16 protein-coding genes are annotated in these 21,431 nt (G+C 56.3%); 7 read left to right on the top strand and 9 right to left on the bottom strand.

Annotation, left to right across the window (positions count from 1 at the left end):
* Positions 1-67 precede the first annotated feature (67 nt).
* Positions 68-3,226: a LamG-like jellyroll fold domain-containing protein gene (locus tag OSO_RS0120675; protein ID WP_010585049.1), complete on the bottom strand. Its 3,159-nt coding sequence runs from the start codon at positions 3,224-3,226 to the stop codon at positions 68-70.
* Between the two features lie 417 nt (positions 3,227-3,643).
* On the opposite strand from OSO_RS0120675, the gene OSO_RS0120685 reads away from it, so the two are divergent.
* A complete protein-coding gene (locus OSO_RS0120685; RefSeq protein WP_010585051.1) occupies positions 3,644-4,624 on the top strand; it encodes a sigma-70 family RNA polymerase sigma factor in 981 nt (326 codons plus the stop codon).
* 41 nt (positions 4,625-4,665) lie between these two features.
* On the opposite strand, the gene OSO_RS49480 is transcribed toward OSO_RS0120685, so the two are convergent.
* A complete protein-coding gene (locus OSO_RS49480; RefSeq protein WP_010585052.1) occupies positions 4,666-4,977 on the bottom strand; it encodes a carbon storage regulator in 312 nt (103 codons plus the stop codon).
* Positions 4,978-5,627: 650 nt separating this feature from the next.
* On the opposite strand from OSO_RS49480, the gene OSO_RS0120700 reads away from it, so the two are divergent.
* Complete coding sequence (locus OSO_RS0120700) at positions 5,628-7,310, top strand: AMP-binding protein (RefSeq protein ID WP_040592576.1); 1,683 nt, start codon at positions 5,628-5,630, stop codon at positions 7,308-7,310.
* Positions 7,311-7,435: 125 nt separating this feature from the next.
* Here OSO_RS0120700 and OSO_RS0120705 read toward each other — a convergent pair whose 3' ends face one another.
* From OSO_RS0120705 to OSO_RS48335, 5 genes are all read right to left on the bottom strand, one after another.
* Positions 7,436-9,220 (bottom strand): acyl-CoA dehydrogenase family protein, encoded by a 1,785-nt coding sequence (locus tag OSO_RS0120705; RefSeq protein WP_010585055.1) that lies wholly within the window; start codon positions 9,218-9,220, stop codon positions 7,436-7,438.
* A gap of 14 nt (positions 9,221-9,234) precedes the next feature.
* Positions 9,235-10,002: an enoyl-CoA hydratase/isomerase family protein gene (locus OSO_RS0120710; RefSeq protein ID WP_010585056.1), complete on the bottom strand. Its 768-nt coding sequence runs from the start codon at positions 10,000-10,002 to the stop codon at positions 9,235-9,237.
* Positions 9,995-11,806 (bottom strand): acyclic terpene utilization AtuA family protein, encoded by a 1,812-nt coding sequence (locus tag OSO_RS0120715; RefSeq protein ID WP_010585057.1) that lies wholly within the window; start codon positions 11,804-11,806, stop codon positions 9,995-9,997. Before OSO_RS0120715 ends, OSO_RS0120710 begins: the two co-directional genes overlap by 8 nt.
* Before the next feature lie 250 nt (positions 11,807-12,056).
* A complete protein-coding gene (locus OSO_RS0120725; protein WP_010585058.1) occupies positions 12,057-13,655 on the bottom strand; it encodes an acyl-CoA carboxylase subunit beta in 1,599 nt (532 codons plus the stop codon).
* The gene (locus OSO_RS48335) at positions 13,643-14,905 is read right to left on the bottom strand and encodes a methylmalonyl-CoA mutase C-terminal domain-containing protein (RefSeq protein ID WP_010585059.1); all 1,263 of its coding nucleotides are present in this window, start codon (positions 14,903-14,905) and stop codon (positions 13,643-13,645) included. The genes OSO_RS0120725 and OSO_RS48335 overlap by 13 nt, the downstream gene beginning before the upstream one ends.
* A gap of 314 nt (positions 14,906-15,219) precedes the next feature.
* Here OSO_RS48335 and OSO_RS0120740 point away from each other — a divergent pair, with 314 nt between their 5' ends.
* Both OSO_RS0120740 and OSO_RS52050 read left to right on the top strand, forming a co-directional pair.
* A complete protein-coding gene (locus OSO_RS0120740) occupies positions 15,220-15,423 on the top strand; it encodes a hypothetical protein (protein WP_010585061.1) in 204 nt (67 codons plus the stop codon).
* Between the two features lie 40 nt (positions 15,424-15,463).
* The gene (locus OSO_RS52050; RefSeq protein ID WP_010585062.1) at positions 15,464-15,676 is read left to right on the top strand and encodes a hypothetical protein; all 213 of its coding nucleotides are present in this window, start codon (positions 15,464-15,466) and stop codon (positions 15,674-15,676) included.
* Here the strand turns inward: OSO_RS52050 and gcvPB are convergent.
* Together gcvPB and OSO_RS0120755 are read right to left on the bottom strand one after the other, a co-directional pair.
* Positions 15,654-17,138, bottom strand: coding sequence for an aminomethyl-transferring glycine dehydrogenase subunit GcvPB (gene gcvPB, locus OSO_RS0120750; RefSeq protein ID WP_010585063.1), 1,485 nt, complete (start codon positions 17,136-17,138; stop codon positions 15,654-15,656). The two genes, OSO_RS52050 and gcvPB, sit on opposite strands and share 23 nt — an antisense overlap.
* A gap of 154 nt (positions 17,139-17,292) precedes the next feature.
* A complete protein-coding gene (locus OSO_RS0120755; RefSeq protein WP_010585064.1) occupies positions 17,293-17,943 on the bottom strand; it encodes a UbiX family flavin prenyltransferase in 651 nt (216 codons plus the stop codon).
* 406 nt (positions 17,944-18,349) lie between these two features.
* On the opposite strand from OSO_RS0120755, the gene OSO_RS0120760 reads away from it, so the two are divergent.
* From OSO_RS0120760 to OSO_RS44425, 3 genes are read left to right on the top strand one after another with little or no spacing between them, the layout of a single operon-like run.
* Positions 18,350-19,900: a DUF1553 domain-containing protein gene (locus OSO_RS0120760; RefSeq protein WP_010585065.1), complete on the top strand. Its 1,551-nt coding sequence runs from the start codon at positions 18,350-18,352 to the stop codon at positions 19,898-19,900.
* A 22-nt stretch (positions 19,901-19,922) separates the two neighbouring features.
* On the top strand, positions 19,923-20,960 hold the full coding sequence (locus OSO_RS0120765; RefSeq protein ID WP_010585066.1) for a DUF1559 domain-containing protein: 1,038 nt from the start codon (positions 19,923-19,925) through the stop codon (positions 20,958-20,960).
* Positions 20,961-20,982: 22 nt separating this feature from the next.
* The gene (locus OSO_RS44425) at positions 20,983-21,429 is read left to right on the top strand and encodes a hypothetical protein (RefSeq protein WP_010585067.1); all 447 of its coding nucleotides are present in this window, start codon (positions 20,983-20,985) and stop codon (positions 21,427-21,429) included.
* Positions 21,430-21,431 lie beyond the last annotated feature (2 nt).

A 21,431-nucleotide genomic window follows, 5' to 3' on the forward strand; every position in this document is an offset into this window, starting at 1 on the left:
CATCATCAATTGTCAGAGACAACTGCGTCAACCCAGGTTCGCGCGGTCAATTCTACGGAGGCTTCGCTTATGGTGTCGGAACCACTTTGAGCTTCACCGGCATTTCCGGGACAAGTAAGCTGCCAGCGTCCGTCACTCGCAGCTTGACATCATTCAGCGGCGTGTCGGCAGCCGCCTTGGGAGCCCGAACGATGATCTGGAAACGATCCTGATCCGCCGCGACTTGGACAGGCTGGGCGGTGTATCCAGCAGGAAGCCCGGTCAACGTCAGGTCAACGACTTTTCCAAACCCGGCCGTCCGTTGAAGCTGCCCCAGGACTGGATGATCAACATCCCCCTTCAATGACAGCGATTCCTCGTCAATCTTGGGTGCGACCGCCGATTGAATACTCAGATGAAGCGGCGAAGTGTACGTCGTTGCCACGACTCGATCAGAGTATGCGTGCGCCATGACATCGGCCCGAATAACCAGATCAATCGCAGGCTCAACCGTCTCAAGCGGGACCGACAAATTCAGATCCGCCTGATCGGGATCGTCGGCAAGGATCCATTTTGGTGATAACGAGACGAAAGGAAAATTTCCGGCCGCCGGGTTATTGGGATCGCGTCTTCGAACCGGTTCTGTCGATTCGAGCGACATTCTCACCGCGGCATCCGCAGGAAACTGGCCCGCCAAACGCTTAATGACAACCTGGAGGTCAGGAATCGCCCCACGGAAGAGGACGCTCGGCTGTCGCTTCAATTCAATTCCCACTCCAATTGATGCCGTCATCCCCATGCCCACGACGTCTTTGAACGCGAGCGATCCGATTCCTGACGGAATCCGCGCGGTCTGGTGAATTGCAGGCTCCAATCCAACCGATTCCCCTACCAGCCTCAGTAACGGCGCATGCATGGCGGCCGCGCTTCCATGTCGAACAAATGTCAGAAACATTCGGCCGCTGACTCCGGCAGGGATGTCGTGCGGCATCACTGAAATTGAGGGATCACCAACAACACTCAGATGAATCGGACCGTCATAGCCCGTGCGAGTCACCTGCAGATCGACGAGAGCGTTCCCCTCTTCTGGCAGACTGATGTTGGAACGATTCAGCGACAAGCTGAACTGCGGACGATTGGCTGGTTCAACGACCAATCGATAACTCGATCGAGGATCCCCACGGCCGAACAAATCGCGTACTTGAACGACGATTCTTGAGACATCGCCGGGAACCGCGAACTCAAGGGACAGGTCGCCTGTCGAAGGCTGATCACTGGAGAGAGCGAGCACGTTTCCCTGAGACTCACCTTCGATTCGTACTTCACCTTCAAGTGGTGAACCGATCGTATCTGTCTGCAAGGTCAGCTTCAGCTTTTGTCCCGGTGTGACGCTCAACAAATAACGGTCTTTTTCCCCCTTCTTTGAGATTCGACCATTGAGGGCGACGGTGACAGGTGGGCTGTTCAAAAATGTCGCGTCAACCGACTGTAAGGGTGCACCAGGACTTGTCGCCGTTTCAACAACTTCGATTCCACGACTCAATCGCACTGCTGGCAGACTGCCTGTAAAGCCGGCATCCAAACCCAAGGCCAATATTCCCGTCGAGCTCGCCATCGGCACTTGGAACTGACCAGGAAATTTCATCCCCTGGGAAAAACCGATTCCAACCGGTTCGACTTCGACGGAGCCTGGGGCAGCAGCGGCGGGAATGACACTATCAACCAGCTTTAAATCTCCAATCTTTATTCGAAACGCGTTTGCACCTGGGGCGTTGAAAACAAGATCATGCAGCTCAGCGACATAGGCGCCGTCTGCGGGCAACGTCAGCTCCGCCCGCGCGTCCCCAAGGAGCGAGTTTTGTCCCCAGCCGATCGCCAGTGGACTGCCAGAGTGCGACTTGATTTCGATTACCGGATTCGCCGCTCCTCCGAGTCGCTTAAGTTCCACGTCGGCGACAATCCGCTGCCCCTTCGTTCCAGCGAAATGAACCAACTGTTGCTGTCCTCCGGTCAGGCTGCCACTAAAGGCGGCTGGCAGAGTCGCAGGTTTGCTGGGCGAACTCTCCATCGGAGCCTGCGGCAAGCGATCGATGGCCAGCGTCGTCGCCTTGCTGATCCCAACAGACGATTTGATCCACAAGGGATAAAGGCCCGGCACGCTTTCGGCCGGAACAGTGACATTCAGTAATAGCCGATTCGAAGTCGATCCGTCGGCAATTGCAAATTGCACCTCGGAAAGCGGAAAAATGGGAATCGAATCAGGCCCGAGATCACTACCGGTGACGACCAACTGCGTCGTCTGTCCCGTCTGCAACCCTTGTTGTGAAAGACTACCGATCACGGGAATACGAGGCGGAGCATCCTTATCGGCGGCGATCAATTCATGAACGTTCGCCCCCGCGACTTCCAAGAACAAACGTTTGACTTCCTCGGCGGACAACGCCCGCGGAAAGACACGGAAATCGGCAACGATACAATTGTTGTATTCGATCGCGTTCTCGGTTCGCCCCACCGTCAACGGCAGCTTATTCATCAGGCCAGCGAGTTGAACATCCAGCGCCCAAGCCTCGGTCCCTGACACAAAACCGCGTCCTACCGATTTGGGAATCAATGGCTCGCCGTTGACGAAGTATTGCATCCGCACGTCGTCGACATCCGTATCAGCGTCCTGCCCTGGTGCATCCCCCGCAGCGAACGTCGCCGTGAGAAATGTCAACTTTCGATAGGGCATGCCCGCTTTTGACGAATAGTTGGCGATACGATAATCAACGCCATCGTGGATGTAGACTTGGCATAAATCGTTCTGCATCTGGAAGTTGACGCCGTAATTCGCCGAGAATTTTCCCTCCGAGTTGCCTCGCTTGGCGAACAGGCTGTGATGTGCGGTGTCGGCAGGGTCTGTCAAACCAACATAAAATAGGCTGACCGTGATCCCTTGAGGATTCCCCACATCGGGACTGTCGGCAATTTCCAACGACTGTTGCTTGCTGGCATCGAGTCGAATCGCCTTCTTTCCACTCTGATTCCAGAATGGGCTGGCAATGTGCGCTGGATAATTCACCAGATTTCCGAGGTCTGCTGCTTGTCCAGCGATCGCGGAATCTTTGGCGGGCCCGTCCGTCTCGTCAAAGGTAAAGTGCACAACCGCTTGGGGCGCCACAGCCGCAGGCTTGTCTTGGGCGCTCATTGTCTCTGCAAACAATATGCAGAGAGCGAGAAGAGATGGCATACGAGCGGATTTGAGCATCGACAGCGAATCCTCGGCGGAACTGTGACGGTGAGCAGTCGTGTTGGAGATCTCGAATTCTAAAGCGACGGGAGACGGATTTGAAGTTGTTTATGGAATTCGTCTCACCATTGTCTGCAATCAGTTTCCACTTGAAACACGCGACAGCACGTCGCGGCACCTTGGCCTTTCGCTGAAAAGGAATGGAGACAGAGTCTCAATCGAGATGGTGATCCGTTCTGAAAATGAGAATTCAAGAATCGTCGTTAATTCCCTGCACTCGCAACGGTTATTGCTGCTGAGACGACGTGCGCTCACGCTGCAGGGATTCCAAAACGGGCCAGCAGCGGCGTTTTGATCAAGAACACCGCGCTGGATGCGCGTCTGGGAAACGGAAGAAACGCATTTTCAAGCCGTTCCCCGCGAAGGAAAACGACAATGAGTGAACAGATTTGCTCCCGCCCCGCACGGAAACCGGATCACCAGAACTCCACATCGCCCCCGCGTCGATCGAGAAGTCGACAACCGATTCGCGGATCGGCCAAGTTAATCGAGACGACACGGCATTTGATGGAACGAACGATCGAGTTCATTCCACATCCCAATTTTGACAGATCGGATTGTGCCGAATATGTGGAATCACTTCTTAACGAAACCTCTGATGCCCCTCACGATGACGCGCCGGCCACAGCGGGAATCGCATTCGTCACGGGCCTGGTGAGCGCTGCGCGCTTAACCGTCCAAGAGGAGCGGTACTGGTTCACGAAGATGAATTTTCTAAAATTTCGCGCCGAACAACATCGACGATTGCTCGATCTGCGCCACCCCGATCAGCAACGGGTCGACGGGATTCAAGCGGATTTGTGGGAATCACAGCAGATTCGAAATCGGATCGTTCAGGCCAATCTGCGTTTGATCGTCGCGCTGGCCAAGAAGCTGTCACATTCGCTGGAAACGATGTCTGAACTGATCAGCGAGGGAACAACACCATTGATTCGAGCGGTCGAGCTTTTCGATGTCCATTTGGGGAACCGGTTCAGCACTTACGCAACCTGGGCTGCTCGAAATCAGATGCTGCGGTGGTTGAAACGCAATCGTTCGGCGCTTGAGGGAGCATCAAGGAAAGAGTCTCCTTCATTGGAGAGTCTTCCCGATAAGCGTCCGATCGCAGACGCTGCAGAATCGGAACGGCCAACGAGCGCCGAAACAGTCAATCGCCTGATGTCGACGCTCTCCGAGCGCGAGCGGACGATTGTGGCAGCACGTTTTGGTCTGGATGGCCAGCCCCATAGCCAAAGCCTCGCCGAAATCGCCAAGCAAATGGACTTGAGTAAGGAACGCGTTCGCCAGATTGCACTCGCGTCGTTGGAAAAACTACGAGAGTACGCGGTCAATCAGGAAGGGGATATCGTGATCTGAGATGCTGACCTTAGACCACGTTCGGGCACAAATTCAGAACCTCAATGGGCTCCGACGCACATCATGACATCCTCAACTTCCAGCACGTATTGGTGTCCGTACTCGACTTCACTTTCGTCCTCCTGGATTGAGTCCGCAGGCTCACACCGTTCTGCCGAATCCGTCGCTCGCTCACCGACCCCCACCGGCGCGGGAGCCTGTTCGAACTCTGTCAGTTCAGCACGCAGGATCCGCACGTGCGCCGGGGCTTCAATTCCCAGTTTGACTTTTCCCTGATGGATTTGCGTCACCTTGATCACGATATCATTGCCAATTCGGATCGACTCTTCTCGCTTACGTGTCAGTACCAGCATGATTCACAATCCTTTTTTGTTGGTCGAATCTTTTCGCCGATTCGGTGCGACCATCGCCTCAGCCGATCAACATTGATCGTGCTGCCGACGAAACGACTATGAAGCAACCGCGATGCCAGACCGTGATTCCGGAGATAAATTTCCGCGTTTCACGGGACAACCTCTTGTTTCACAGGGTTTTCAAACAGCACAGTGAGCGATCTGAAGCAATGCCCTGGCAAGACTGTCAACATCAGCCTTGGAGAAATTACAACGTTGTGCGAAACGGCACGGGGAAAATCTTCACCTGTGCTACCGTCCGTAAGAGCAAACCGTCGACGGACCGGTTGCACAAACCGGCAAGGGCGACCGAATTCATCAAGGCTTTTGCCACAGACGTCGTAACGATTCCACGCCGCGATCGCCTCCATGAAAACTCGGTACAATCTGCGACGCGGCTGCCAGAACTTCCCGCGATTCACGACCTGCGTTCTTCCACGGTCGACGGTGAACCTCCAAGAGTCCACTCTCGGAACAGCCTGGTCGCCGCGATTTTGCCACAAGATTTTCGCGTTGGCCGTGCGAGACATCCAGTTGCAGCGTAAAATATCGGTCGATGTGATTCGCCGAATGTCCTCGAAAGAATTGACTCTTTCCGATGGAGGTTGCAGATGGATCCATGTTCGATGCCCTGGGTCGATGGACTGACGATTGGCCGGGTCCTGCGGAAAACGGCCGAACGATTTCCCGATCAAACGGCGATTGTGTTTCCACGTCGCCAATATGACATCACTTGGGAAATCTTCGATCATGCCGTTGATCGTGTGGCCAAATCGCTGCTGGCGATCGGATTTCAGCACGGAGATCATTTCGGTGTCTGGGCGGCCAACTGCCCCGAATGGCTGTTGCTGCAGTTTGCGACGGCTCGGATCGGTGTGGTTCTCGTCAATATTAACCCAGGCTATCAGCCCACGGAATTGCGCTATGCAATCGGTCAGTCACAGATTCGCGGTCTGGCACTACTTGATCATTTCAAGGCAACAGATTGCCTGCAGATGCTCGAACAGGCGATCCCTTCGCTGCCCACGTGTCAGCCGGGCCAGCGCGCCCATGACGAGTTCCCCCAGTTACAGTGGCTGATCTCACTGACCGACAAAACCACCAACGGTGTCCTGTCATGGACCGAGTTCATGCAGTACGGCAATTCCATTAGCAATCAGCAACTTCACCAGCGAGAGCACGGTCTCGACCCGCACGATCCAATCAATATCCAATACACCTCGGGCACAACCGCGCTTCCCAAGGGCGCCACACTGTCGCATCGAAATATCTTGCTAAATGCGTTCTACGCGGGTGCCAATCAGGGTCTGACAGACACCGATTGCCTGTGTGTTCCAGTTCCCCTGTACCACTGTTTCGGCTGCGTGCTTGCCTCATTGTGTGCGGCAGCCTACGGCTGCGCGATGATCTATCCGTCGGAAACGTTCGATGCGGGCGCGGTGCTTGACGCAATCGAGACCTATCAATGCACGGCGGTGTACGGCGTACCAACGATGTTCATCGCGTTGCTCGAACATCCAGACTATCCCCAGCGCCGGCTGACATCGCTGCGAACGGGCATCATGGCCGGCAGCCCATGCCCGATCACACTGATGAAACGCGTGACTGGTGAAATGGGTGCGAAAGAAATGACGGTTGGCTATGGCGAAACAGAAGCCGCCCCGCTGCTGACGCAAACCGGAATTTACGATCCGTTGGAAATACGCGTCGGTACGGTCGGGCGTCCACTTCCCGGCGTGGAAGTCAAAATTGTGAACCCTGAAACGGGCGAGGACCTGGGCAATGAGCAACCAGGTGAGGTGTGCGGAAGGGGCCATGGCGTGATGATTGGTTATTACCGCGATCCCGAACGGACAGCCGAAGCGATCGACGGCGATGGCTGGCTGCACACCGGCGATCTCGGGCTGCGCGAACCGAATGGCTGCTATCGAATTACCGGACGCCTGAAAGACATGATCATCCGTGGCGGTGAAAACATCTACCCGCGCGAAATTGAAGAGTATCTGTATCGACATCCCGCGGTCGAGGAAGTTCAAATCGTGGGAGTGCCCGACCTGAAATATGGCGAGGCGGTCCTCGCCTGGATCAAGTTGCGAGCAGGACACACCGTAACCGCAAAAGAGATTCAAACCTACTGCCGCTCGGGGCTCGCGCACTTCAAGACCCCAAGCCATGTCAGTTTTGTCACCAGCTTTCCCACCACGGTCACCGGGAAAATCCAAAAATTCAAGATCCGCGAAATCGCGATCAATGAACTTGGACTATCGGAAGTGGCCAAAATCGAAACGGCATAGCAGCCTGTTGAAGCAAGGGGGACTGGCACCTTGGCGTTGACGATGTGATGGCGCTCTTAAACTGGCAGGAGCCAGTCCCCGATACTTCAACAGACTGCTAACGCGGCATTCACGGCACGACGTGATCAACTCGATTTTCGTTCCGTCAAGACGGCCTTCGCCGCATTCCGAATCAGATCGTCGTGCGAGTGCCCCACCAGCGACAGTTGCCGACTGGCATTGGCGGCAGATTCGTCCAGAAACAATTTTGATAACGCTTCATAAGTCGGATCATCGGGAATATTCCCGGCGAGTTCCGCATCGCGGCGGCTGAGCACGCACAGCGACGCGAGAATCTCCATGGCCGCCCACGCAATCCGTTCCTGTTCCAATTGACGATCGAGCACGTTCTCGCGATGCCGCATGAGCGTCTGTTGAGTCACAATTCCCAATCGCCCCACCAGCTGACCAATTCGCAATGCCGCCGCTTGCAAGCTGGGCGCGCGGACCGGCACTTCGGGTGTCGACCACCGTAAGTGCAAGAACTTGCGTGCGAAATTGACAATCGCTGAAGGAGCCTGTGAAGGTGACTTCATTGCATCCCAGGTTCCTTTCAGCGCCATCCCCGGTTCACGCATGCCCGCCAACGCAAGAAATGAGAGCAAGACCTCATTCGCGCCTTCACCGATTTGATTAATCCGTGCGTCGCGAAGCATTCGCTCGAGCGGCTTGTCGGTGAAATAGGCCGCTCCGCCATGAATCTGGAAGGCATCATTCACGATCGTCCACACTCGCTCGGTGCTGTAGACCTTCAACATCGCCGTTTCCAGCATATAATCTTCCAGACCGCGATCGATCAGCCCCGCCGTTACCGTGGTCATCGCGTCAATGCCATACGTCCATGCCGCCATCCGCGCGAGTTTCTGCTGAACCAATTCGAAATCGGCAAGACGTCGGTCAAACTGTCGGCGGTTCCGCGCATGGTCGATCGCCAGACGCACACACGTTTTCGCCGCTCCAGTACAACACGCACCAAACGTCGTGCGACCGAAATCCAAAACCGTTAGCGCCACTTTCAGCCCTTTGCCCGCCGGTCCCAAGACATTCTCGCGCGGGACGATCATATTTTCGAAAGCCAGCCGCCCGGTCGCCGTCCCTCGAATTCCCAACTTAGACATCCGCGGTTCAATAATTCGAAATCCCGGCATGTCTGGTGAGACGAGAAATGCGGTCACGGCGGTTCCCGTCCCACTGGGATGAGGAGTTCGTGCCATGACCGTCAGAACATCGGCGATCGCAGCATTGCTGATGTAACGCTTCTGACCATTGATGACGTAACCAGTTCCATCGACCGTCGGCGTCGCAGTGGTTTGGACGTTCGCCGCATCAGAGCCAGCTTCCACCTCCGTCAACGCGAACGCGGCCAGCTTGCGTCCCGCAATCAAGTCGGGCAGCCACTGCTTCTGCTGCTCGGGCGATCCAAATAAGAGCAGGGCTCGCATCCCGATCGAATGATGCGCGTTGACGAAAATCGAGGTTGAGCTGCATCGGCCGCCAATTTCTTCCAGAATTCGACAATAGGCCAGTTGCGTAAAACCCCGTCCGCCGAGCGATTCCGGAGCCGTCATCCCTAACACGCCCAGATGCGCCAATCCGTCGATAACCTTGCGAGGAATGTCGGCATCACGATCGATCTGAGCGGGATCAAGTTCGGCATCACAGAACGCCCTGAGTTCGGTCAGCGCTGCCGACGTCCGCCGCTGCTCGTCACTCGAGAGCTGCGGATACGGAAAAATCCAATCTGCGACAAACTCGCCTCGAAACAGCCCCTTCGCCACACCGGAACGTTGCGGAAGACTTGCAAGCAGTTCTTCCGCTTGCTTCATCTGCTGTTCGCGCAATGCCGTTGCTGAGGTTTCAGATGCAGTCATTGGTTTTTTCCTCGTCAGTGTTGCGAGCGCCAATGCGGTTCGCGCCGTTCACGGAAAGCGGCCAAACCCTCGCGGGCTTCGTCGCTCATACGCACGCGTTCGTGCAGGGCCTGCAGTTCGACAAAATTGACGGAACTTGAGTCTTGATTCAGTAGCAGCTTTGTTTCGCGTACCGCGTGCGGTCCCCCTGTCACCACTCCGACCGCAATTTCGCGAGCCCGCGATAGCAACTCTGACGGCGGCACAATCCATTGTACGAGCCCCATCTGTCGCGCGCGGTCGGCCGTGATCGGTTCTCCAAGAAGTAGCAGTTCGCGCAGGTCGCCATCCCGTACCTTCCGGGTGAGAACGCCCCAGACCATCGCAGCGACGAGCCCCCGCCGGACCTCGGGAAATCCCAGCTTCAGATCATCGGCACCGACAACAAGATCGCATGCAGCGAGCATTCCCGCGCCACCGGCATAAGCGCCACCATGGGCCGCTGCAATCACGATCAGCGGCGAGTTTTGAATGACGGCCAACATTCGATTGATCCCTGCGGCGGAATGCTCGGCCACGGCGGGATCATTGGCTTCGATCAAATCGAGCCCGGCACAAAACACGGGCCCATTTCCACGGATGATCACGACACGACTGACGTGGTCGCGTTCAAGATCCTCAATCGCATCCGCCAGCTGACGCAGTAGCGACACATTCAGCGCATTTCGCTTGTCACCTCGATTCAAGGTCAGGATTACAACCCCGGTTGGATCACGCTCCAACTGAATCAGTTCGTCATCCATGAGAAGCTCCTGCTGACCAATCTCCGTCCAGTGGCATTTCCAAGAGCAGTTGGCCGAGAGTCTTCCCCTGAACGTCGATCCGCAACCCATTCGTGAGGATTCCGTGGACTAAAAAGTTCAGGCCATGCAAGTTGGGCAGTTCAAACCGCTCCACCAATCGTGGCCCTAAAGGGGCCAAGTACTTCGCGACACGATCTTTGGTCAACCAAACTCGAAGTCGATCAAAATCTTGCGGGTTGCGACAGACCACTCCAATATTGGCATTTCCACCCTTATCACCACTCCGTGCGATCGCGAGATCCCACAGGATTTGAGGCGGTGAATTGAGCCGCACGACGTCGACGGGCCACTCCCGCGTCTCAGACACCACTGGCTGCGAATCGTCGTCGACCGGCAGTTCGATCATGGTGATCGGATCATCAGGGCTTAGCTCGACAAAATCCACCGTCGCCGTAACATATCGCCGATCGATCAGGCACGGCCAGTATCGAACAATCGGATGGACTCGTGGCCGCCCCTCGGAATAGCCGGTCGTCCCCTGCGGCCCCGACGTCACGAGCGGAATAATCTGACGCGTGAAGTATTCGACGACATCGCGATCCTCGGCTTCGATCGAAATTCGTAAGACAACCTCCTTGAATGCGTCGATCTCAGGCACCGAAAGAACGCCGCCCGCACACGCGCCAGTTCCCAGGCATTCCACCAGTGCTTCCCTCCAGACGTATCCCGCGGCGCGCATGCGTTCCAGGACAATTTCGCCACAGCGGCGTGCCTTTCGCACTGCATCGCGACCAAAAATCGTGAGCATTCCCGACGCGCGATAGCCGTCACGATAGGTGGCGCTGACTTTGTATGTCGGAGAGGGTGGTGCACCACGTGCTCCCGTCACCCGCACTCGATCTGGCCCTACCTGCTGCAGACAAAGCCCGGTAAAGGAAACGGTCAAATCGGGACTCAAGTATCGTTCGGGATCGCTGATTTCGTAAACGAGTTGTTCGGCGACGGTCTGCAAGTCAACTCGCCCCCCCGTGCCCGGTGGCTTCGTGACGACGAAAGTTCCGTCTTCTTCCATCTCAATGATGGGAAAGCCGATCCTGTCAGGATGCGGCAACGACAACCAATCGGTCGAGATTCCCCCCGTCACTTGTGTTCCGCATTCAATCAGATGCCCCGCGACCGTCCCGGCTGCCCAGCGATCCCAATCATCTTCGGCCCAGTCGAAATGGAATGCGCAGGCCGCAAGTGTCAGCGACGGATCGGCCACGCGGCCGGTGATGACAATATCCGCACCATGGGCCAAAGCATTCACAATGGGAGCGGCCCCCAAATAGACATTGGCAGTGATCAAGCGCGGCCGGATCTCCGTAAACGAATCGTCCGTATCAAAATGACGAAACAGGGATTCAGCATCAGGATGCTCTTCGTCCTGTAGTTGATCGAGGATCGCGTCCCCAATGACGACAGCAATCCGGAGCGGCGGTCCCCCAAGTTCCGCATTACGGAGCGCACAGGCTTGAGCGCAAGCATGAGGATCGAGTCCTCCCGCGTTCGTAATCAGCTTGCATCGACCTCCACCCTGCCAGTAAGGAACGAGCGAGCCAAAGACTTCGATAAAGTCGCGAGGAAACCCAGCAGACGGATCACGCACTTGCTGCTGCGCCAGAATCGACAGCGAGACTTCCGCGAGATAATCCAGCGTCAAGTAGTCCAGATCCGGAACCCGTTCGAGAAGCTCGCGGGCCGCATCATTGCGATCTCCCCAGAACGCCTGGGCGTTGGCAATCTTTACCGGCGCGATCGACATGACGACCTCATTCTAAATTGGCCACTCTTCGAGATCGCCATTCCCTGGTGACACTCGAAGATGCGTTATCCTTAACTCACGACCCAATTGTCGAATTCGCAGCGGATCAACTCGATCCGCGAACCCCATCGCTCCCCATTTTTGATCACGCACACTAGTAAGGCTTCAAACCAGAATTAACAAGTCGAAGAACTCGCAGCGGGACAGCGGACGATGCTTGCAAACCTGTCAGGACAAAGTGGGTGCGTCACTAGACTTGCCAGATTCCTGTCCGAAAATCCGTCATCGCACCGCGCTGGGCGATCAATTCCAGCGCCGAGTGCAACCAATGTCTTGTTTCCAAAGGTGAAATGATCGCATCGACCCAGCCCCGCGCCGCGGCATAGCGGATATCCGTCTGATTTTCGTAGTTCTGCTTCGTGAGACGACGCAAATCGTCCACTTCGTGCTCATCCAACTTCTTTCCCGTACGCTCGGCATCACGAATGCGAAGCGTCAGCAATGTCTCTGCGGCCTGTTGCGCTCCCATCACCGCATACCGTGCATTCGGCCACGCGAGAATGAGCCATGGATCATACGCTTTACCACAGAGCGCGTAATTCCCCGCTCCGAATGAGCCGCCGAGAATCACGGTCAGTTTGGGAACAATCGAATTGCTGACCACGTTCACCAGTTTCGCACCGGCCCGAATAATCCCCGATTGCTCTGCCGCGCGGCCTACCATGAATCCCACGACATCCTGCAAGAAAATCAAAGGTATTCCGTCCTGATTGCAATTCGCCACGAAACGAGCGGCCTTCTCGGCACTCTCGGGATAGACGACACCGCCAAATTCGAATTCACCGCGGGCCGATTGGCTGCGGCAATGCTGATTCGCGACGATTCCAACCGGATGCCCACCGATTCTCGCAAACGACGTGACCAGGGCCTGACCGTATTCTGCCTTGTATTCCTGAATGGAATCGCCATCAACCAGGCACGCCAGGACACGACGAACGTCGTATTCCGCATGACCTTCGGCCGACACAATGTCGAACAACTCGTTGCCGCTTGAGTTCGAATATGCGGAGATCTCGGACAGTTTCAAACCCGACTTCGCAGGAAACTGTGCAACCAGCTTTCGCACCCGGGCGAGTGCCGCCTGATCATTCGGTTCATGAAAGTCTGCCGTGCCACTGACACGCGAATGCATCGCCGCGCCACCAAGCTCTTCCGGATCGACAGTCTGCCCAATCGCCGCTTTGACGAGCGCCGGGCCAGCCAGATACATCTGACTGCCTTCAGTCATGATCAAGATGTCGCACAGCACTGGTAAATAGGCGCCGCCCGCGACGCAATAGCCCATCACGGCCGCGATCTGAGGAATGCCTGCCGCCGACATGCGTGCGTTGTTGCGGAAGATCCGCCCGAAGTCATCTTCGTCGGGAAAAATCTCGTCCTGAAGTGGTAAAAAGACGCCCGCGGAATCAACGAGATACACAACCGGCAATCTAAACAGTTCGGCGATCTTCTGCGCTCGTAGAACCTTCTTCACCGATTGCGGAAACATGGCACCGGCTTTGACCGTCGCGTCGTTGGCCACGATCATGCACGCGTGCCCGCTGATCTGTCCGATGCCGACGACGACCCCTGCAGCGGGAATCTCACCCCACTCGGGATACATTCCCCACGCCGCCCACAGACCGAGTTCATGGAATAAACTCTGATCATCTAGAAGTTGAGCCAGGCGTTCGCGGACGGCCAGTCGTCCCTGGCGATGCTGGCGTTCAATCCCCGTCGCGCCAGTTCCCTCTCGAAGCAACTGCTGTTCTGCTTCGATCGCCATCGTGAGCTCGCTCAGGCGCGCCATTCCGGAACTCCGTGTTGTACTTCAGGATGAAGGTCGGATTCTACGCCATCCTCCGTCACAGGGGAACCAGATCGCAAGTCCACTCGCAACGATCCGCTCAACGTCTGAAACAAGGCACCCCATCCGGCCGAATCGTGTGAACTGACGCCCACAATCGGCACGGTCGTCCCATCGGCTCGAACCAAATGCTCACGTAAACCGGCAAGCATCTCGTCGGCCCCAGTCAGGTCACACTTCTGAACAACAATCAGATCGGCTAATTCCCACAGTCCAGCCTTGTCCCACTGGACCGAGTCGCCCGTTTGAGGCTGCAGCACCAGAATGACGTGATCGGCCAACGACCGCACGGCAATCTCCCCCTGGCCAATCCCCACGGTTTCGATGATCAATAGATCGAACCCCGATAATGCGAGAATTCGTTCCATGACATCGAGTGCCGGTGCGATTCCCTGGGTTCCGCTGGGCGTCGCCAGACTGTGAATGAACAGATTTTCGTCCAATGTCGAATCGGCCATCCGCAAACGGTCGCCCAGCAATGCGCCACCAGTCACCGGACTTTGTGGATCACAGGCCAGTACAGCAATGCGCGATGTTGATTGCTGCTGAAAAGACTTCAGCAACCTGCCGATCAGCGAACTCTTGCCGACGCCTGGACTTCCCGTCACGGCAATCCGGCGCATGCCTGAGAGTCCACCCACTTCTGGAAATCGGCTTCGCACATCCATCGCGGTTTCTGGGTCACTGGCCAAAGTCAGCAGCCTGGCCAATGCCACACGATCCCGCTGACGAGTGCGATCAATCAGGTCATCGAGACTGATCGGCAAGGACTTTCGAGCCGAACACGACGCGACGATTTCTGTGATCGTCGTGCCGGGGCCAAACACGGCATCGACGCCGTGCTGCCGCAGCCTTGGGATGTCAGCTGGAGGAATGATTCCCCCCACAAGGAATCCGACATCACGACGCCCCACTTGCCTTAGCGCCTCGGCCACGCGAGGAATCAGTGTGAGGTGCGCGCCATTGAGCAAACTGATGCCGAGCCAGTCGGCGTCTTCATCCGCGACAATCCGAGCGACCGCTTCGGGTGACTGCCAAAGACCGCTGTAGATCACATGAAAGCCGGCGTCACGCAGCCCACGGGCAACGACTTTGATTCCGCGATCGTGACCATCCAGTCCAACTTTGGCCAGAACCACGCGCGTTCGATGGATTTCACTCTGACAACAATGTGAAGGGGATGATTCATTCATATCGACGATCCTCCTTACGAAAAGAGAAACTCGCCGGACTCAGTATCATCTTACGCAGCGAATGCGACCGAAACCAACTCAGATCGCACTCACTAGAGGTTTTGAGACGCGCTTCGTCAAACTTCGCTGTCCCACCCGCAAAGCCCCGCCTCGCAAAGCTCGCCAAAGTGTCATCGGACATCTCAGATTTGTCTGAAATCCCCGTGATTTTCGCGAGCCTCATCTTCCTTTAACGTGTCTCGCCTACAATCCGAAATCGCTGCTGAAATTTTGGTCGATCATCAGCGGCAGAACTACAGAAAGTGACTTTTCGAATGCTGACTCTCAACGTGCCCGAATTCTTCAATACTCAATTGAACGAATTTCTGGCAGGACCTACGACTCAAGCCGTTGCGGCGACAATTCTGATTTCCGCGCTCGCCGGATGGTCAATCTTGATCTGGCGCGCCCGCGTACGCATTCGACGACGGATCCGCGCAGCGGTTGCCGCCTATGCCGCCTTGGAATTGCCTCAGTGACGACGACTTTCCCGTGACTCTTTCTGGGATGAGATCGCTTATGCAGATTCCATCGCAAGAATTCGAAACCCCAATCGTCATCGGTGAACCTGCCGTGTCACGGCGAATCACGGACCATCAGCACCCGCCGATCTGCCTCGGCATTTTTGCCGAGAGTCAGCAGCAGCCGCCGTCAACGGACGCCAACGATCGCTCTGCCACCACGAATGGTTGCAGTTCGAGTAGCACGCCTACGGACGCGATGGCCACGTAAGCACTGGCCGCCGTGTCGCGTTCACTTCTTCCGGGCGACTGATCGGTGCCTGGTGAGGGGCCGTCTGGAGCAATTCCTTATCCTCGGTCACGATCTTGTGAATGGCGTCCGAAAACGCATCCAAAGTGGCCTTGGATTCCGTCTCCGTCGGCTCGAACATCATCGCATGCGGCACCACCAGCGGAAAGTAAACCGTCGGTGGATGGAATCCATAGTCCAGCAGACGCTTGGCGATATCCATCGCCGTCACACCCCGGCTCTTGGCGAGTTGATCCGCCGACGCCACGAACTCGTGCAGACAATGTTCGCCATGCTCCGATGGCAGAACATCCGCCAGCAATTCCTTCAAGTAATTCGCATTCAGAATGGCCTGCTCGGCAGCGTCACGCACCCCATCCGCCCCCAGCGTACGCAAGTAGCAGTAGCCGCGCACAAGAATTCCGACGTTCCCAAAGAAGGACCGTACGCGACCGATCGATTTCGCCGGTGTGATCAAATCGAATTGACGCGATTCGGATTCATCGGAATTCTGGTGCACAATTGGCCCGGGCAGATAGTCCGCCAAATCGGCACGAACGCAGATCGGTCCCGACCCGGGTCCACCCGCACCATGTGGCCCCGTAAACGTCTTATGCACATTGTAGTGCATCATGTCACCACCGAAGTCACCCGGACGCGTGATCCCCATGATGGCGTTCATGTTCGCGCCGTCGATATAGACCAGACCGCCGACGTCATGGACGACCTTTGCAATCTCGGCGATGTCTTTCTCGAAGAGCCCCAACGTATTGGGATTCGTGATCATGAAAACGGCCGTATTGGAGTCGACGTGCCGTTTCAACTCCTCCAAATCGACAAAGCCGGTACGACGTCCGTCGGCACTCGTCCCCTGTAGCTCGACGCACTCGAACCCGGCCATCGCAGCACTGGCGGGATTCGTCCCATGAGCGCTGGCGGGAAAAATCACCTTGGTCCGTTTCTCGCCCCGGTCACGAAAATATGCGGCCGCAACGAAGAGTGCCGCCAGTTCTCCATGAGCCCCCGCCGCGGGCTGCAGCGACACCGCGGGAAGCCCAGAGATCTCGGCAAGCATTTCCTGCATTTCGTACAAGAGCTCGAGCAGCCCCTGGATATTTCCGACGGTCTGATGCGGATGAATATCAACAATCCCAGGCAGCCGCGATAAGCGCTCATGCCGCTTCGGATTGTACTTCATCGTGCAACTGCCAAGCGGATAGAAGTGCGTATCCACCGACATATTCAGAGTCGACAGGTTCACGAAGTGTCGCACGACATCGGGTTCAGCGAGTTCTGGCAAGGCCGGCGGAGCCGCCGCCAATTCACTTGCGGGAATCAAATCTTCCAACGGCCAGCCGGGAACGTCAGAGGAAGGAAACTCGGCCCCGCGACGACCGGCGTGTGACAACTCTGAGAGCAACTGTGTGGCTTGACGATTTCGCATAGACTTTCGTGTCTTCCTCCTGAATAGTCACCGCAGCAATCGATGCGGCCACATAAGTTGTATCTCACAGGCCCCCCCAGCCGCAATTCAGCCGCGGACGCACTGGACCAACCGTCGCTCTACGCGAAACGAATCGCCGCAAACGCCGGTTTGATCAAGTCTTGTTGCGTTCATCTGACTGTCCCCATCGTGCCATCAAATCCTGTTTGACTCCAAGCTGATCGCAGATCCGTGCCACGACAAAATCCACCAGATCCTGAATTGATTGTGGTTGGTGATAAAAACCCGGCATCGCGGGCAAGACGACCGCTCCGGCTTCAACCAACCGCTTCATATTGTCGAGCGCGATCAAACTGAGTGGTGTTTCTCGAGGAACCACAATCAGTTTGCGCCTTTCTTTGAGGTGGACGTCTGCGGCTCGGTGAATCAGGTTCTGCGAATGCCCTCCCGCAACACACGCAAGTGTTCCCATGGAACACGGACAGATGACCATCCCGCCGGTCAAGAATGATCCGCTCGCGATCCCGGCGGAATAGTCTCGAAAGTGATGATAGATCACCTTCCCAATAGTCGACGGCACGTCCTTTTCCCGGCCGGAATTCGCGAGTGACCCGGCCGACAAAAATTGCTGCAGGTCAAATCGCTCCAGATCGATCGTGACGTTCAATTCACGCTGAAAGACTTCCACCGCGGCCGGGCTGATCACCAAATGAACGGTCCGCGACGAATCGCGCAGGACTTCAATCAAGCGCGTCGCATAGACCGAACCGCTCGCTCCAGTAACTGCTACGACAATATCGCTCATTCCACCCAGCCTTTTCTTGAAAACGTCTGACTCTCACCCTGAATTATGGCCGGCTCGACGAACCTCAATCGGGAATCATCGTTCATCATCGCCCTTAGAGAAAGCTTCGGAACCCTGCGTCAAGACAATTTCAATTCCGACCTGACTGGTCCAAGCGATTCGCTCCTGCCTGCCAGCGGGGCTCCTCGTGGCTGCAAACTGATGAAAACCTCCCCGCGCGTGAGGAAAACTTTTCCACGCTCTGTTCCGACATGTCAGCGAAAGCACAGGATAGCTCATGACATTTCGACTGACAGGATTTGGTCCACTTTTTGCACCCGCGGGGAAGACTGCGTGAAGGGATATTTCTTCCGCAGCGGAGCCGTTTTCCGTGCCTCCGAGGCGATTCAGAACGACACGGGGCTCAATGACGATTCTCAACGGTCCGCCGCAACTCATCATTTCGGCAGTCATTTTCAGCTTAGGAATGACGACCGTTGCCTTGGCAGCTCCACCAGCGCCGGCAGAGTTGGCCGCGCGCGTTGATCAACACCTGGCGGCGAAATGGCATGACGCGAACGTGCATCCCGCGCCGCTCGCAGAAGACAGTGTGTATGTCCGAAGAATCCATCTGGATCTCGTTGGACGAATCCCCACCGCGGGTGAAACTCGGCAATTTCTCGACGATCACAACGAACACAAGCGTGTGATCCTGGCCGATCGTCTGTTGATGTCTGCCGCTCACGCGCGGCACGCCGCCACGATCTGGCGCAGGCAATGGGTTCCTCAATCCGACTTAGTTCAATCGCTCCACTCCGATGAAATCGAAAGCTGGCTCGCAGCTCAAGTTCGCGCGGGAACCGGATTCGATCAGGTTGTGCGTGAACTGCTTGTCGCGGTCCCCAAATCCAATCGCGATGGTGCGCCAACCGCGTTTCTCGCCGCCAGCGAGTTCAAACCCGAAAATCTGGCCGCGAACAGCACACGTGCGTTTCTCGGACTGAACCTCGACTGCGCCCAATGCCATGACCACCCGTTCGCGCGCTGGACGCGAGATCAATTCTGGGAAACCGCGGCATTTTTCAATCGACCGGCCACAACCGAAACGCAGCCCGTCGGATTGGCGATCTCCATTCCAGGCAGCTCCAGAACCGTCACACCACGTTTTCTCGCTGGTGCATCACCAACGTGGCCCACCCCCTTGGGCGATGAAACAGGTCGTAATGTACTCGCCAGTTGGATCACGTCCAAACAAAATCCATTTTTTGCCCGCAATCTCGCCAATCGTGTCTGGGCACAACTCTTCGGAATCGGACTGGTCGAACCGCTGGATGATCTGAACCACGAGAATCCCCCGAGCCACCCCGAACTGCTTGATGAACTTGCCCAATCACTGATAGAGCAGGATTTCAATCTGAATCGCTTGATCCAAAGCCTGGTCATGACAAATGCCTATCAACGGTCCAGCCACTGCGACTTGCCCACAGTGGCTGGACTCGATGCCACAGACGACCGGCTCTTTGTTCGATTCGGTGTACGCGGACTGACGGGCGAACAACTCTATGACAGCCTACGTACCGCGGCCGGCATGTCGGCCGAGCGAGAGGATCTTGATCCACAAAATGCCTCGCGAGAACGATCACGCTTCGCGGAGCGATTCCGAATTGAACGGACCTCGAATGCCCAGCGATCAATCCTGCAATCGCTGTCATTGATGAACGGTTCAATGATGTCGGAGCTAGCGGATATCGGAAAGTCGCCGACACTCCGCGCCATCGCCGAAACGCCGTTCCTCGACTCCCAAGGACGGATCGAGGCGTTATTTCTTGCAACGATCAGCAGACCGGCAACGAACGAAGAACGTGAGCTGTATGTGACGTACATCGATCAGGGTTCGTCATCGGAAGACTCGAAGTCCCGTCTCGCTGACATCTTCTGGGCCCTGCTGAACAGTGCGGAATTCAGCACAAACCACTGATATTGATCCTGGAGCTTTTGGAATGCGAAGAACTCTCGAATGCATCGCATGTCCTCGTAGAACACCGCCCGTTCGCGAGACACGGCACACCATCGTCCCTTCGCCGGTCGGCAAACGATGTCGCGGATTTACGCTGATCGAACTTCTGGTGGTGATCGCGATCATCGCACTGTTGGTCTCGTTGCTGCTACCAGCCGTTCAGCAGACGCGAGAAGCCGCGCGAAACACGCAATGTAAGAACAATCTCAAACAAATCGGCCTTGGCTTTCACAATTTCGGCGCGTCCTACGACGGCCGTATTCCAAGCAACTCAACGCTGTATCGCAACCCCACTGCGGTTGCGTGGCCGTTCTTCGGCCTGACGAGCCCTTATGGTAGTTGGAGCACCGAGATTCTGCCTTACCTCGAAAGCGGCAACCTGTTCGTTCAATACGACCCTAAGAAAGACTGGTGGGATAACACGGGAAGTAACGCGACCGTCGCGGCCTACAAGAATCCCATGTACTTATGCCCCTCGGCTCCCAATTCCGATCGCGTCATGATCACGACGAACACGAACGGATACACATTCAATGCACGCCCCGCGGACTATGTCGGCGTGGGAGGCATGTACGACACCGCCGCAGGCGCTGCGTACTATCATCGCGGTGTCTTGCAGGCGAAAGAATCCGATCAGCCCACTCGGTTCCGAGATATTACCGACGGGCTTTCGAATACCATCTGCATCGTCGAAATCTCGGACAAGCCCAATCAGTGGCGCGCGGGCAAGTTGTTTAAGAGCAATGCCGATCAGATCTTCAATTGCGCCGCCTGCGTCAACGGGCAATGGGCCTCGCCCAATTGGAACGACTTGCGGGGATACAGCTTTGATGGGGTCACCGCATTTGGACAATGCGCGGTGAACTGTTCAAACGGTGCCTCGGTCTATGCATTTCACTCAGGAGGAGCCAACGTTCTGCTGGGGGACGGATCGGTCCGATTCCTTCGAGCTGGCTTCTCGCGTGACATCTTGGTCAAGCTGGTCAGCATCGCCGAAGGTGACGTCGCCGGTGAATATTGATCGAATTCTGCAGAGACGCTCGATGACAATCAGGTCAGGCTTTTTCCCGATCCAATTCACATTGTTCTACGTTGCCCTGGCGGCCGCCGGATGCGCCAAGCCGGCTCAACCGAAAGACGCTGTACCCGTCTTCCCCGTCACTGGCAACCTGGTCTACGAAGGAGAATCGATGATCGGAGCCGTCATCACATTCCATTCAAACGAGCGGCAGCTGACGGCTCAGGGGATTGCAGACGAGCTCGGCGTCTATTCGCTTACAACCTATCTATCGAACGACGGCGCAGCGGCAGGCGACTACGTTGTGACGATCCATTGGCCATCCACACCACAGGCAGCCCCTTCGGCCGCAGATCCTGACCCGCCGCTGCCACCCGATCGCCTGAAGTCCACCTATACGAATGGGAAATCATCCAAGCTTCGAGCAACCGTCAACAAGTGTCCGAACTCCATCGATTTCGAACTACCCTGAAC

The sequence above is a fragment of the Schlesneria paludicola DSM 18645 genome, assembly GCF_000255655.1.
Lineage (GTDB): Bacteria > Planctomycetota > Planctomycetia > Planctomycetales > Planctomycetaceae > Schlesneria > Schlesneria paludicola.